Consider the following 15219-nt stretch of genomic DNA (forward strand, 5'->3'; position numbering starts at 1 on the left):
AACAAAAGGACGAAGCGAGTGGAGGTCTTCTTTTGGTTTATATAGCCGTGGTTAAAGTTTCACTTTATAAATAAGCTCTGTTCAAGAATATTGTTGCTTTTCTTGTTAAACTAACGTGGCAGATTAGGGTGATAGGAACAAGCGATAAAATAGGGGAAATGGGGGCTTTCTAAAGTGAAGAGGTTTGGTTATTTAGAAATCTCAAATGATACATTAAAAAAATTAATTAAGAGTAAAGAATTAAGAATTTACAGGGATAAGGAAGAAGCCTTTATCGAACAGAGGGAGGAAATAACCCAATTTGTAATTTTAATTAATGAGAATGGAATATTGTTTCGGGTAGAGAATGCTCCTTTTAACGATGAGGATGATATACACTGGGAAATTGATCGTCTGTCAATAACTGTTGATTTAAATACACAGCAAGAAGAGCTAATTTTTATTAGTAAGTGCCTTAATCCCCAATTGCGTTTATATCGAGAAAATTATGAAGTAGGTTCAAGAATTCAAAATGAAATAGATAATATTGAAGCTGATTCTGCACTGTATATAGGAGCTCAAGATAAATCCATTTTTATTTGTTGTTATAACGCGGCATCACTAGAAATAACATATATTGATGCAATACCGGATGGCTACAGAGAAATTGACATAAAGAAATTTTTATCTAGCTAATGGATAGCATTATTTGAACAAAGAATCACTAAAAGGATCAAAGCCGGTTTTTTTCTTTTGATGAAATATTAATATTATCGTTTAACAAAGTCATAAATAAAGTGAAATTTCTTCACATATAGTGCATAGTTTGTTATTGTAAAAGGGTGCGTATCAAAAGGTACTCAAAGAGCGCGGACATTAGACCGAGCTCGCTAAAGGAGGAAAAATACAATGACAAAAAATATTCATGATGTTGCATATGAATTACAAAACGCAATCGCAGAAAATACAGATTTCCAAGCTTTAAAAGCTAGCTATGCAGAAGTACAAGGAGATGCAGCGTCAAAACAATTATTTGACCAGTTCCGTACAATGCAAATGGGCTTACAACAAAAAATGATGCAAGGTCAAGAAATTACAGAAGAAGATAACCAAAAAGCACAAGAAGTTGTAGCGCTTATTCAACAAGATCCAAAAATCGTAAAGTTAATGGAAGCAGAGCAACGCTTAAACGTTGTAATCGGCGATATTAACAAAATTATTATGAAGCCACTTGAAGAATTATATAGTGCTTATCAAGCTTAATGTAAAAGGCGTTTCCTACGATAGATGGGAAGCGTCTTTTTTATGTATGCTTGTGGTGAAATTTGGGTTTTTTGTTATTCGTTTCGTCAACACGCAAATAAATTTCGGTGAAGTGTTTTGACATGGTGAGTATAATTTAATAAAAGGAATTAATTACATCTAGTAGAATAAAAAGGAAATCGAGTGAAAATAAAATGTATACGCTGTAAAAGGGTTATTACTTTCATAATAGATGAAATGGATCAAAGTTATTTTTTGTTACTCATAATTGAACAGGTGCATCAGAAGGAAACAAGAAGGTGAAGATATAACGATAACATACAAAGGGGGGAGTTATATGGAGGAAATAGAAAAAGGTTTTTTAGTAATTCAAGAACTAAAGAAGAAAAGAGCTTATTTATTAAATATGACACCGCCTATATATACATGGGATAAAAAATATCAAAGTTTGTTTGAGGAAATTCATCAAGAATTATTGCATACAGTAAGTGAGAAAATTCATGAGTATCAAGGAAAAACAGTAAATAAAACAACAGAAGGTACATGAACGAGGGCATGTTTTTTTGCGCTTGTTTTGTTGTGTGTTCGCAGAAACGCAAGTATTCTTCGGAGAAACGTTTGTAAATCTTAATTATAATTTAGATATTAACGATTCTATAACCTGTAGGATTATTATGAGTTTGTGATAAGGAAAGAGGTTGCAATGAATGGAAATACCTTTAGATTTACATCGCTTTAAGTTAGAGATAGCATCGAAGAAATTACTTCGTATGATTATAGAGAATACTATTTTTTGTCAGGAATCAGTACCGGTAGTTGATTTTTATATGAATGAATCAACGATTTTGATTAATAATATAAAGGTTTTCACTAATGAGATTGAAATTTATAAGAAAAACAATGAGTTTTATTTAACTGATCGTTTCAATCATACGAAAGTTATATTGTATTAATGTTAGCAGGCTGTTTATTTGAATGTGAAAGATAGACCATGTATAATCTCTTAAATGTATGGTAGCCTGCTTTTACATTAGCTATATTGTTTATGTAACTCTACTTCTCCTTTGAGGTAGAGTTTATCTATGTGGTTTGATAAATGTATACGGAATGAAAACTAACTAGCAGGCGAATAGGTCCAAAATCATATTGATGGAAAGGAGGTTAGCAGCATGCTAGCAAAGGTATTGAAATACAAGTTGCAATCTTTCGTAATACTACTTTCTTTTATAGCTAGTAGTTACTGCATCAATTTAATAATTGAATATCCTGAAATTGGCATAAAGGTGAAGTATGATGGACAGCAATATGTTATAAGTGATATTGTGCGATATAGTTGGGCGGGAAAACGAGATTTTAAAATAGGGGATGTAATAGAAAAAATAGATGGTAAATCACCGGATGAACATTTTACAGTGCAATCGTATCAGTCAATTGAGCAAGCGAAACAAATATTATTAAAACGGGACGGAGCAATCATAGAACATAACATCCAATATAATCCGTATAGTAAGCAATTATTTTATCATCTTTTAATTCCAGCTGGATTTTATATAATCTGTCTTTTCATGACATTATATCTTTTTGTATCTGTTCCTGAGATGAATGATAGTACAAAAAGTTTATTATATTTTTTAATTGCGCTTGGAATAAGCTTTATTAGTATTATGGCGGCACAAAGGAAGGATATTTTTTCTTTTGTTATGGCATCAATTTCATTGGTGAGTTCATTTAAATTTTTCATTAGGTTTATGAAGTTTTATTTTAAAACAAATCAAACACAATTTTTAACGATGAAGAAACGAAAAGTGGTAGATATCATATCTATGCTACTTATTATAGCAAGTATTGTTGTGTACATGGAATATAATGAATTTGCTACTACATTTACAATCACTTTAAGTAGTATTTTATTTTTGTTTATAGGTTACCTTTTGTTAAGGATTTACTTGAAAAGTAAAAATAGTAATGATTTTAAATTTGTAAAAATTATTATTATAAGCTTTGTAGTATCCGTTATTCCATTTGTCTGTTTATATTTAATTCCGAATATATTTCAGGGAAAGGGATTTATAAGTAGCGAAACAACAGGTGTTTTTTTCATATTTATTCCGGTTTGTCTCTTTTATTTAGTGATTGCGGGGAAATTATTTGATTTTAAATTCATTATTCAGCGTATTCCCTATTATATTGCTTTATCAGTAGGGGTTAATATGTTCTGTGCGGTGTTAGGTATTGTAATTTTTGAAAATAGTGATGAAAATGTAGCGGACTGGGTGAAATTTAGAATTCTTGCTACCATTACTTGTATTTGCTTTTTATTTATAAAAGATTATTTAGATCTGAAGTTAAGAAAGAGTTTATATCATCATCAAAAAGATTATCAATTTAGTTTACATCGGTTTTTACATCAAGCGAAACATGAATATAAATTGTCAAATTTGATTTATAGTATACAAAGGGAATTTTCTGATGTGTTAAAAATGGAAGAGACATGTTGTGTGGAAATAAATAAACAAGATAAATCCATTCAGGTTCTTGAGAGTAAATACGTTCCCCGACAAACACTGGAAAAAGTATTAGATTTTCAATTGGAAACATATAAGGTCGGTTCTATTATAAAATTAGAGGATCATTTTGGATTCGTTCTTTCTACTTCGGCAGAGAAGATGATCATCTTATTATGCAATCATAATGGAAAAGATACTTTAAATGTTGATGAAATGGTTTGGATTGAAACGCTATGCAATTATACGGATTTATTATTAGAATGTTCAAACCAAATTGAAGATTTATTAAAACAGTTACAAGATGTAAAAGATATAGAGCAGCCACCAATGTGGTTATCAAAACTTCTGTTTAAGCTATCAGAAAAAGAGAGAGCGAACTTAGCAAGCGATATACACGATGGTGTCTTGCAAGACCAAATACGCTTGTCAAGAAAATTTGAGTCTTATCATAAACGTATTCAAGATGAAGAGATGAAAAATGTACTTGATGAAATACAGGACGAATTATTAGACCATATTTATACAATTCGTGAAACATGCAATAACTTAAGGCCACCATTTTTATATGAATTAGGGTTACAGAAAGCATTGTTGAATTTATTTAAGAAGATAAATCTAAAGGCAACTTTTTTCTTTTACTATGACATTCCTGAACATATCATTGTTCCTAGTGTAGAACATGAACAAGCGATTTATCGGATTGTCCAGGAACTGTTAAATAATGCCTTGAAGCATTCAAAAGCTTCAAATGTAACAATAAAATTATTTCAAAAAGACCACCATTTATATTTAACTTACGTGGATAATGGTATAGGCGTAGAGTTAGATCAATTTAATTATTCGTATAACACGCTAGGTTTATCAGGAATCGTAACGAGAATTCAAAGTTTAGGTGGAGAAATTACAATGGAATCAAAACTGAATAATGGTTTAAATATAGTTATCAAGTTTTAGGAAGTGTGAAGTGTAGTGAAAGGGTGAAATGTATGATTTCAGTACTGATAGTAGATGATCATGTTGCAGTGGGTTTGGGGACAAAGGCGTTAATTGAACAATATGATGACATAAAAGTGGATGTATTACATGATAGTACAGAAGTAGAGGAAGTGCTCCAAAGTAAAAAGTACGATGTTTATTTAATTGACTTACAGATGCCTAATATAAATGGTTTAGATCTTTCAAAGCAAATACTAAAAATTCACCCAGAGGCATCTATCCTTATTTTTACTGGATATGATGTGTTCTCACATTATAATTTACTGATAGATAGTGGAGTCTTAGGCGTATTAAGTAAGACTTATTCTGAAGAGCAAATTATAGATGCGATTCGGCATGCGGTGAAAAAGGAAGTTGTTTTACCGTATCAACTTATTCAACAGTTAAGAGTAAAAGAAAGTGTTTCGAATATAAAAAATCAAGGTGGAGAAGTGGCAAATACAATATCTTTAAATGAAGATGAAAAGAAGATTTTATTAGAGGTTAGTAAGGGAAAAACGAATAAGGAGCTTGCTGAAATCTTGAACTTAAGTCAACGGTCTGTAGAGTATAAGCTAACAGATATATTTCACAAATTAAAAGTTTCTTCTCGTATGGAAGCAGTGCAGAAAGCGAAAGAATTGTGGCTTATTCCTTCTCTTAATTTATAGTTTATATGAATAAAAAAGATGTTCCTTTCTAAATAAAGTAGAAGGGAACATCTTTTTTTATTTGTAACTTAAGTAAGGAGAATTGTTGTTTTGCGTTGCAACGCAAAACATTTTGCGTGAGGGTACTCTGTTTTTTCGTTTCGTTATTTGAAAATAATGGTTAATCTATGAATAGAGTCAATGCGATCTAGAAATTTGAGAAGTTGCATTGATGTGTAAAGAAAAGGTATCTAAATGGGATGGGAATGCAAAGAAATATAATAGTTAAGTTAGAGAATCGTGTAGGGGCAAACTCATAAAATTTAGGTGCCTTTTAATAATAGAGAAAGGAGGAGTAATTTGAGAAAAGGAGTAAAGCAGCTTGGTAAATTGTGTTTAGTAAGCGGTATTATTTTTACTCAGATCAGTCCTTTGGGTGTTGTATCAACTACTGCTTATGCCGTTACAGATCAAGAGGTATCAACCTTTGTTATACAAGCTGACAAGAATAAAGCAAAAGTAGATGAGGATATCGTATTAAAGGTTGAAAACTTCGGTCCTCAAGCTGAAAAAGTTGAATTGCGATTACCTGATGGAGTGAATTTCAATGAAGAAGCTACAAAAAAATTGAATGAAAACAACAAAGCGATTGAATCTATTCGTTTGGTAGATCATTCAATCATTCAAATTCAAAGAGATTCACAAAGTAAGGAATTAGGTAAAGCCGTTTTATCAATTAAGGCAAATAAACCAGGAGATTTTACATTTGTAGCAAAAGTACAGCGTGAAGGAAATGAGTTAAGGACAAAAGCAGTAAATCTTAATGTTTTGGAAAATGATAAGAAGGTTCTTGATCAGAAAGAAACGAAGCAGTTGGATAACACCTTAAAAGAGAAAAAAGCAAAATTGAAGAAAGAGCCGGAAGAGGTTGGGAAGAAAACCAACACTGAAAGGTTAGACGTTCATCCAAAAGAAGAGGTATCTAGCAAAGTAAAAGAAAAAGCTAACATTGAAGAAAATGTAGAAGATACTTCAAACAAAGAAGTGTCAAATAAAGTGGATGAAAAGGCTGTTAATGGTAAAGGATTAAATGAGAAATCGAATGAAAAGACTGTTAATAGTCAAGATTTAGATAATAACTCAGAGGAGAATCCTGTAGATTCCAATCATATAACGACTGCGGAAGAAGAATCGAATGTTGCAAAGGATAAGAATACAGAAATAGTAGAAAGTGAAAGTCAAGTTGATACTGCTCCGGTAGAATATGCCGTTGGATCTTATCAAAGTATACTTAAGTACCCAGGTGTGAAAGTAATTAATGAAAGAACAGGAGAAGGTCCTTCGATTCCTGGGAAATATGCTTTTCAATTAAGATGGAGTCCAGACGTAAGTTATGAAGTTTCGGGAACTTCGGGCACTTATAGTGCTTATTATAGGTTTCACAATGGTAATGCTAATAAAAGTGCCTATGTACTTATAAAAAATGTTGGGGTATACAATGGAGCATGGATGGATTTACGTATAAATATCTTATCTGTTAATGGTGGTTATATAGATGTATATCGTCCGACTACACGAGGTGCTGCCGATAATTTTTTAAGGATTAATTACCATGGTGCTAAAGGTTCTAGTGCTAATATTTCTTATGAATTTCTAAATCATAAAACTGGAAAACCAACTCCCGTATCTTCGATGTGGAACTTTAAGAGATTAAATAGTTATAAATCAATAGACTTACGAACAGATGGAAACTACTTAACTAACCTATATACGTACGATACAACTGCTATTGCATATCAAGAGAATAGCGATAACACAAGTAACTTTGTTGGGACTGTTGGTGGAGAAAAATTAAATACAAATATGACCATTATATATGATGAGATTGCTGAGCTACCTGTTCGTTTAAATTTAGAAAGAACAGTAGGTTATTTAAAATATGATCGTGATGCAATTTCTAAAGTTGAGATGCCAGCACCAGATGTTGAGGGTGGAACGACTGAAAATGATTCTCGCGAATTTTACTATCATATTTATCAAAATGTACCTTCTCAATCATCCAAATCATATTATGCAAAATCGTTATCTATTGAAAGTGAAGTAGATAAAAGCTTCAAGATTAAAAATGTAGTGGTAACTGATGAAGAGTATAACGATGTTAGTAAATATTTCGATGTAGCAATAATGGGTAATAAAATTATTGCTACAGCAAAATCAAATGTAGTTGGAACAGATCAATTCAATGATAAGTTTTATAGACTTAAGGTAACTGGGGCGATTGTAGAGAATTCGGATTTCATGAAGTACTACAAAAACGGATATCTCGAAATTCCCGTTTCTGCCAAAAACTATGTAGATGGCGATAAAAAGGGACAATTAAGTAACCAGGACATCGCAAAAGTAAAGTACAAAGGTACCCCTACAGGAAAAGCAGTTCCACAAACTGTTAAAGTTGGAACAGATTTATCTAAAATGGATATTTCAAAATTTGTAACAGGCTTATCTGTAGATACAGATGCTGATATTGACAAACCGGTATCTGTGATTAAATTAGAAAATATTCCGAAAACGGATATTCCTGGAGATTATTCTGTTACAGCTGTAATTCGAACTGCGCAAGGAGTAGAAGCAAAAATAAAAGTTCCAGTAAAAGTAATAGAGGGAACTTTGAAGTTAGTAGATGTTCCGAGAACGATTTCTTTTAAGGATTTGACTATTCAATCTAAGCTAACGACTTACAATCCGACTTCAGTGAATGGAAAAGTGACAGTAGCAGATGGAAGAGCAAATAAACAAAAGTGGTATGTATATGTAAAAGAAACAAAACCACTTACGTCTAAAGAGAATGATCAGTTAGTAGGAGCGATGATTTACACAAAAAATGGTACTGACTATACATTAAATAAGGATAATATAGAATCATTTTCACATACTTCCAAAGATGATAATGACTTTGTAGTGAACTGGGCGCAAGATGAAGGGGTTCGACTTCAAGTAGCACCAGGACCAAATGTGAAAGTGAATACAAAATATCAAGGTGAGTTAGAGTGGACATTAACAGATGCTCCTATTTAAGAGGAAATATCTAAAAACAATTTAGATATAAATTTTAAAAAGGGAGAGAATGTGATGATAAAAAGAGGCTTATTCTTGATGGTGTTTATGTTTGCATGGTTAACAAGTTTCTCATGTTATGAAACTGTATTGGCAGATACGATGAGTTCAAAAGCAGGAATTACTTTTTCGAATAGTTATATTCCTTCTACAATCATCGATCCAATCATACCAGATGGTTCTATTTTAATAGACCAAATATCTGATGACCAGGTGAATGAGAAGGTGTTACCAAAAACAGGTGGGCATTCGTCCTTCCCAATTCAATATGTGGGGTTAGGAAGTGTGTTAGCAGCTTTAGGTATTTTCGTAATACTAGTTAGAAACAATAATAGGGAAAATAGAAACAATGTTTCTATTTAATAAATAAACTTACAATAATGGAGGCAAGTTATGAAATTAGCAAAATTAGCATTAGCAGGTGCAGTATCATTAACAACATTAGCAGGAGGAACATCAGCATTCGCAGAAGAAGCTGGAAAAATGAACTCTTTAACGGATGTAACTTTTACAGAAAATAAAGAAGTTACAAAACCAATTAACCCAATCGATGAAGAGGAAGAAGTAACAACACCTGGAAATCCAGATGATCCAAAAGACCCAAAAGATCCCAAAAACCCAGATGACCCAGAAAATCCAGATGATAACAATCATGAAGATGGAACACAAGGTCCATTAAGTATTGACTATGTATCTAACTTCCACTTTGGTAAGCATGACATTTCTGGTAGTGACAAAGTTTACTATGCAAAATTAGATATAGTAAAAGGTAAAGATGGCGGAAATAAAGAGGTTCCAAACTTCGTACAAGTAACAGATAACCGTGGTACGAACAAAGGATGGAAACTAACTGTAAAACAAAACGGTCAATTTAAAGCAGGTAACGAAGAATTAACAGGTGCTGAAATGAAGTTAAGCAATCCATTTGTAAACTCTGCAACGGATAAAAAATATGCTCCAGAAGCAAAAGAGGTAACATTAAATCCAGATGGCTCTACACAAGAAGTAGCAACTGCTGCAGCTGGTAAAGGTATGGGAACATGGACAACTGCTTATGGCCAAAATATTGAAGAAGGTTCAAACAGCATCAGCTTATCTGTACCAGGTACAACTGCAAAAGTAAAAGATGCGAAATATAAAGCATCATTAACTTGGACTTTAGAAGATACACCACAATAAGCTAGAACAAATTAAAATAAAACGAAATAGTAAATAAAAAAGGAGATAAAGAATATGAAATTAACAAAATTAGCGTTAGCAGGCGCAGTATCATTAACAACATTAGCGGGAGGAACATCAGCTTTCGCAGCAGAGAAAGATGGAGGAACGCTAAATTCAAACGCATTTATCAAATTTGAAAAAAATACAACTACTGTAGATCCAACAAATCCAACAGACCCAACTGAAGTAGTAGATCCAGTGGTTGATCCAGAGAATCCAGATGATACTCATGATAAGGGAACGAACGGCCCATTAAGCATTGATTATGTATCAAACTTTAACTTTGAAACACAAAAAGCATCTGGTAACAATGAAGTATACTATGCAAAATTAGATACAGTGCAAAATAAAAAGGGCGAACAAAAAGAAGTACCAAACTTTGTACAAGTAACAGATAACCGTGGTACAAACGCAGGATGGAAATTGTCAGTAACACAAAATGGTCAATTTAAAACTGAAAAGGGTGCTGAATTAACAGGTGCTGCTTTAACATTAAAAAATGGTACATTAAATTCAGCAGCTGGAAGCGATGCTCCAACAGCTGCACAAAATATCGCATTAACTCCAGGTGTAGCATCTGATGTGACAACTGCTGGGGAAGAGCAAGGTATGGGAACATGGACAAACGCTTTTGGTAAGGACGCAACTCAAGGTAAAGAAAGCGTAGAGCTAACTGTACCAGGTAAAACGAAAAAAGAGCAAGATAAATATAAAACAACTCTAACGTGGGAATTAAAAGACGCACCTATGTAATATTGCCTATGTAGGTACAATGAACAAAGAGATAAAGATAGGTTTCCTATCTTTATCTCTTTCGTTTGTATATTAAATGATGAAATATAGGAGGAACATAATATGAAGTCTATGAAAAAAATACTTGTTAGCTTATTAACTATTGTATTTCTTTTTAATATTGCAGGCATGAAGGCACATGCAGCAGAAATGAAATTTGCAGTAACAGCAGTGATTCCAGAAAATCAGGTGGATAAAAATCAGACGTATTTTGATTTAAGAGTGGAGCCAGGGCAAAAACAAACGCTTCAAGTGCAAATGAAAAATGATACGGATAAAGAAGTTGTCGTAGAAACACATGCAAATACAGCTATTACAAATAGTAACGGAATTACTGATTATAGCATGATTGACCCTCAACTCGACTCTACTCTTAAAATCCCATTTTCCAAAATTGCCAAAGTACAAAAAGAGACAAAAATCCCAGCTAAAAGTACAATAACATTAAATGTAAATATTGAAATACCAAATGAATCTTTTGATGGTGTTATTTTAGGTGGATTGTATTTTAAAGAAAAAGAAGATGAAAAAGAAAAGAAAAAGTCTAAAGAGGTACAAATTGAAAATAAATATGCATATGCAATTGGTGTTGTATTAAGAGAAACAGACACCGTTGTAAAACCTGATATGAAATTAAATGACGTAAAGCCAGGACAAGTAAATGCACGTAACGTAGTAACAGCGAATTTACAAAATATCAAACCAGCTATGTTAAAGAATTTAAGTGTAGATGCAAAGGTATATACGGAAAAAGGAAAAGATGTTCTGCATGAAACAAAAAAAGAGAATTTACGTATGGCACCGAATTCCAATTTCGATTACGCAATTAGCTGGGATAATAAGGCATTAGAGCCAGGCACATATCGCTTAGAAATGAAAGCAACTGACGGAGATCAAAAGTGGGAATGGACAAAGAAATTTACGATCGAAGGGAAAGAAGCGAAAAAATTAAATGACAGAGCAGTAGAAGCGAAAAAAGATTATACACTTTACTATATTATTGGAGGAGTGTTGTTACTAATCTTATTACTAGCGTTTGTGTTTTGGTTAGGAAAGCGCTCGAAGAAAAAAGAGGAACAGAAAGAAAAATAAGTTAGAGCTTAAGTAGAGGGAGCTTAATATCTCCTTTACAAACACTGCCTATAATTTAGGTAGTGTTTTTTTGTTTAGGGAGAATTGATGTAGAAAGAGAAATGATACATTGGAGAGGCGAAACAATTGTATTACATAAATGCTAACTTCGGAAATTGCGCAGCTACCCTTCATTGTTGCGAAATAACATTGCGCCCGCGCGAAAAGAGTTTTCGGTGAAATGGTTGCAACCTAACAGTATAATGTAATTAAAGGCAAAACAATCACTCGCGAGAATTAAATTACTTAATTTACTACCTTGAATTAAGTGATTTAGTAACTGTTTTGACGTATCTTTACTTCTCTATCAAAGTGTGAATAGAGTTTACAAGTGTGTTGGGTATCTAGTGCTTTTACTATTTTCAATTTTACCCCTAAATAAATTTAAAATACGAAAACTAGATACCCGAATCTTTCCTGCTTTTATAAACTTTGTAACAAGAACTGACGTTACCCTTGTTATTATTGATAAATATAAGTTAGGAAAATTTTGAGTAAGTGAGTTACTCTAATCTCTTAAATTTCTATACATCGTAGTGATAGAAATTTCTACTTACCTTTTTCATCTGTTGTTAATTTAGAAAAGAGCCTTCTATATGGAAGGCTCTTTTTCGTATTTGTATAGCTATAATAATTGCAGTTTGTACGTGTGTTTTAGTAGTTTGAAATAATAAATAAAATGTAAAGGTTTTCATTTTGTATTGTCAAAATAATGTCAAATTCATATTATTGGAAAAGTAATACATTTATAATATAATAATTAACAAGATATATTACACCATGTTAATTAACTAGGTGTAATATATCTTGTTAAATTACATAATAACTAGCTTTATTGTACACGATTTTGACATAAAGGGATGATTAGTTTGAGTACAGATGTAAAAGCAAGCAACGTGAAAACTAAAACAAAAGGAGCCGATCTTGTTGTCGATTGTTTAACAGAGCAAGGAGTTACGCATGTTTTCGGTATTCCAGGGGCAAAAATTGATTCTGTGTTTGATGTGTTAAAGGAACGTGGACCAGAGTTAATCGTTTGTCGTCATGAACAAAATGCAGCATTTATGGCAGCGGCAGTTGGAAGATTAACAGGAAAACCAGGTGTATGTCTCGTTACATCAGGACCAGGAACATCAAATTTAGCGACAGGTCTTGTTACTGCTACGGCAGAGAGTGATCCCGTTGTTGCTTTAGCGGGTGCAGTGCCGCGTACAGATCGTTTAAAACGTACGCATCAATCTATGGATAATGCTGCACTATTCGAACCAATCACAAAATATAGCGTAGAAGTAGAACACCCTGATAATGTACCAGAAGCACTGACAAATGCATTCCGAAGTGCAACTTCTACTCATCCGGGCGCAACGCTTGTGAGCCTTCCGCAAGATGTGATGACTGCTGAAACGTCTGTTTCATCTATTGGTACGCTTTCTCAGCCGCAACTTGGTATCGCTCCCACACATAAAATTACAGCAGTTGTAGAACAAATTAAATCTGCAAAATTACCAGTTATTTTACTTGGTATGAGAGCGAGCACAAATGAAGTAACAAAAGCAGTTCGTGAATTAATTGCTGATACACAATTGCCTGTTGTTGAAACATATCAAGCAGCTGGAGCAATTTCACGTGAATTAGAAGATCATTTCTTTGGACGCGTTGGATTATTCCGCAATCAACCAGGTGATATTTTATTAGAAGAAGCGGATCTCGTGTTATCTATTGGGTATGATCCAATTGAGTATGATCCGAAGTTTTGGAATAAGTTAGGTGATAGAGAAATTATTCATCTTGATGATCATCAAGCCGATATCGATCATGACTATCAACCAAGTTCTGAATTAATTGGTGATATTGCATTAACTGTAAATAGCATCGCGCAGCAATTACCGAAACTTATTTTAACAACGAAATCAGAAGCGATATTAGATCAATTACGTGCGAAATTATCAGAACAAGCCGAAGTACCAGTTCGCGATTCAGAAGGGCTTACACATCCACTGCAAGTCATTCGTACACTTCGTTCCTTAATTGATGATGAAACAACGGTGGCATGTGACATCGGTTCCCATTACATTTGGATGGCGAGATGTTTCCGTTCATATGAACCACGCCGATTATTATTTAGTAACGGTATGCAAACGTTAGGTGTTGCACTTCCATGGGCAATTGCAGCGACATTAGTGGAACCAGGTAAGAAAGTTGTTTCTGTTTCTGGAGACGGCGGTTTCTTATTCTCTGCAATGGAATTAGAAACAGCGGTACGTCTTAATGCTCCGATTGTTCACCTTGTTTGGAGAGATGGTACATATGATATGGTGGCCTTCCAACAAATGATGAAATACGGCAGAACATCAGCAACGGAATTTGGTGATGTTGATATTGTAAAATATGCAGAAAGCTTCGGTGCTACTGGACTTCGCGTCAATCAGCCAGAAGAGTTAGAAGATGTGTTAAAAGAAGCATTGAAAGCAGAAGGCCCTGTAGTTGTAGATATTCCAATTGATTACCGTGATAACATGAAATTGAGTGAAAAATTACTACCGAACCAATTAAATTAGTGATAAAGGGGTAGAAAAACATGAGTATGGCACAGTTACTAGATATAGATGCCAAAAAAGTGAAAATGAATAATGAAGTATATCAAACATCAACAATGCTAGCTTTATTGGATGGTATATATGATGGGATCATCAATTTTGAACAGTTAAAAGAACACGGTGATTTTGGCATCGGTACATTCGATCAATTAGATGGTGAAATGATTGCTTTTGATGGGGAGTTTTATCATTTACGTTCCGACGGTTCAGCAGAAATGGTAGCGCCGGAAGAGACAACGCCGTTTGCGACTGTAACGCATTTTGAAAAAGAAATGAGCTATACAATTGAACGTCCGATGAATCGTGAAGAAGTAGAAGCTTTATTACAAGAACTGATGCCAAGTAAGAATTTATTTTATGGTATCCGTATGGACGGCACATTTCGTGAAGTAAGAACGAGAACAGTTCCGCGTCAAGCAAAACCATATACACCGCTTGTTGAAGTAACAAAATCACAGCCGATTTTTTCTTTCGTAAATACAAAAGGAACAATGGCCGGATTTTGGACACCAGATTATGCGCAAGGTATTGGGGTAGCGGGTTTCCACTTGCATTATATTGATGATGAGCGAAGCGGGGGCGGACATGTTTTTGATTTTGTTGTAGACAACTGTACCATCCAAATTTGCCAAAAAGCACATATGCATTTAGCACTCCCAGAAACAGCTGATTTTATGGCAGCGAATTTATCGAGAGAAAATCTTGAAAATGATATTGCGACTGCAGAAGGTGCGGAGTAAAAAAGAAAGCGATATTTTGAAAAGATTCTTTTTCATGAAGAACCTTTTTGTGTTATGAGAAATGAGATTTAAGAGTATAACTATGTTTCGTGAGATCATATAAAGAAACTTGTTATATGTGGAATCTGATTGTTTGTTAAAAATTTGATTGGTGGAAATCTTGGATAAGTGTAACCAAAAGCTGTATTCATTAAAGATCTCCTATATTTTGTTGTCTATAAACCCTATATACCGTAGACTCAATAGCGTG

General features: G+C 33.5%; 13 protein-coding genes. All 13 read left to right on the forward strand.

Annotated features, from left to right (window positions below):
- Positions 1 to 174 precede the first annotated feature (174 nt).
- The 13 genes from KFD70_RS06590 (at position 175) to budA (ending at position 14969) form a co-directional block, all read left to right on the forward strand.
- Positions 175 to 675: a hypothetical protein gene (locus KFD70_RS06590; RefSeq protein WP_336450744.1), complete on the forward strand. Its 501-nt coding sequence runs from the start codon at positions 175 to 177 to the stop codon at positions 673 to 675.
- 213 nt (positions 676 to 888) lie between these two features.
- The gene (locus KFD70_RS06595; protein WP_336450745.1) at positions 889 to 1242 is read left to right on the forward strand and encodes a YlbF/YmcA family competence regulator; all 354 of its coding nucleotides are present in this window, start codon (positions 889 to 891) and stop codon (positions 1240 to 1242) included.
- Between the two features lie 337 nt (positions 1243 to 1579).
- Entirely contained in the window at positions 1580 to 1789 is a 210-nt protein-coding gene (locus tag KFD70_RS06600) for a carbonic anhydrase (RefSeq protein ID WP_336450746.1), read from the forward strand.
- A 160-nt stretch (positions 1790 to 1949) separates the two neighbouring features.
- A complete protein-coding gene (locus KFD70_RS06605; RefSeq protein WP_336450747.1) occupies positions 1950 to 2195 on the forward strand; it encodes a hypothetical protein in 246 nt (81 codons plus the stop codon).
- A gap of 216 nt (positions 2196 to 2411) precedes the next feature.
- Positions 2412 to 4703, forward strand: coding sequence for an ATP-binding protein (locus KFD70_RS06610; RefSeq protein WP_336450748.1), 2292 nt, complete (start codon positions 2412 to 2414; stop codon positions 4701 to 4703).
- 32 nt (positions 4704 to 4735) lie between these two features.
- Positions 4736 to 5395, forward strand: a complete 660-nt coding sequence (locus KFD70_RS06615) for a response regulator (RefSeq protein ID WP_336450749.1) — start codon at positions 4736 to 4738, stop codon at positions 5393 to 5395.
- Between the two features lie 339 nt (positions 5396 to 5734).
- Positions 5735 to 8449 carry an adhesive domain-containing protein gene (locus KFD70_RS06620; RefSeq protein ID WP_336450750.1) on the forward strand — a complete coding sequence of 905 codons (2715 nt, stop codon included), beginning with the start codon at positions 5735 to 5737 and terminating at the stop codon, positions 8447 to 8449.
- A 54-nt stretch (positions 8450 to 8503) separates the two neighbouring features.
- The gene (locus KFD70_RS06625; protein ID WP_336450751.1) at positions 8504 to 8851 is read left to right on the forward strand and encodes an LPXTG cell wall anchor domain-containing protein; all 348 of its coding nucleotides are present in this window, start codon (positions 8504 to 8506) and stop codon (positions 8849 to 8851) included.
- A 30-nt stretch (positions 8852 to 8881) separates the two neighbouring features.
- Positions 8882 to 9667, forward strand: coding sequence for a WxL domain-containing protein (locus tag KFD70_RS06630; protein WP_336450752.1), 786 nt, complete (start codon positions 8882 to 8884; stop codon positions 9665 to 9667).
- Positions 9668 to 9721: 54 nt separating this feature from the next.
- Entirely contained in the window at positions 9722 to 10462 is a 741-nt protein-coding gene (locus tag KFD70_RS06635) for a WxL domain-containing protein (protein WP_336450753.1), read from the forward strand.
- A 102-nt stretch (positions 10463 to 10564) separates the two neighbouring features.
- The gene (locus KFD70_RS06640; RefSeq protein WP_431613035.1) at positions 10565 to 11593 is read left to right on the forward strand and encodes a WxLIP family cell surface protein; all 1029 of its coding nucleotides are present in this window, start codon (positions 10565 to 10567) and stop codon (positions 11591 to 11593) included.
- A gap of 908 nt (positions 11594 to 12501) precedes the next feature.
- Complete coding sequence (alsS, locus tag KFD70_RS06645) at positions 12502 to 14190, forward strand: acetolactate synthase AlsS (protein ID WP_336450755.1); 1689 nt, start codon at positions 12502 to 12504, stop codon at positions 14188 to 14190.
- Between the two features lie 20 nt (positions 14191 to 14210).
- On the forward strand, positions 14211 to 14969 hold the full coding sequence (gene budA, locus KFD70_RS06650) for an acetolactate decarboxylase (RefSeq protein WP_336450756.1): 759 nt from the start codon (positions 14211 to 14213) through the stop codon (positions 14967 to 14969).
- The last annotated feature ends 250 nt before the right edge of the window (positions 14970 to 15219 follow it).

The organism is Bacillus pfraonensis (genome assembly GCF_050768835.1).
GTDB lineage: Bacteria > Bacillota > Bacilli > Bacillales > Bacillaceae_G > Bacillus_A > Bacillus_A pfraonensis.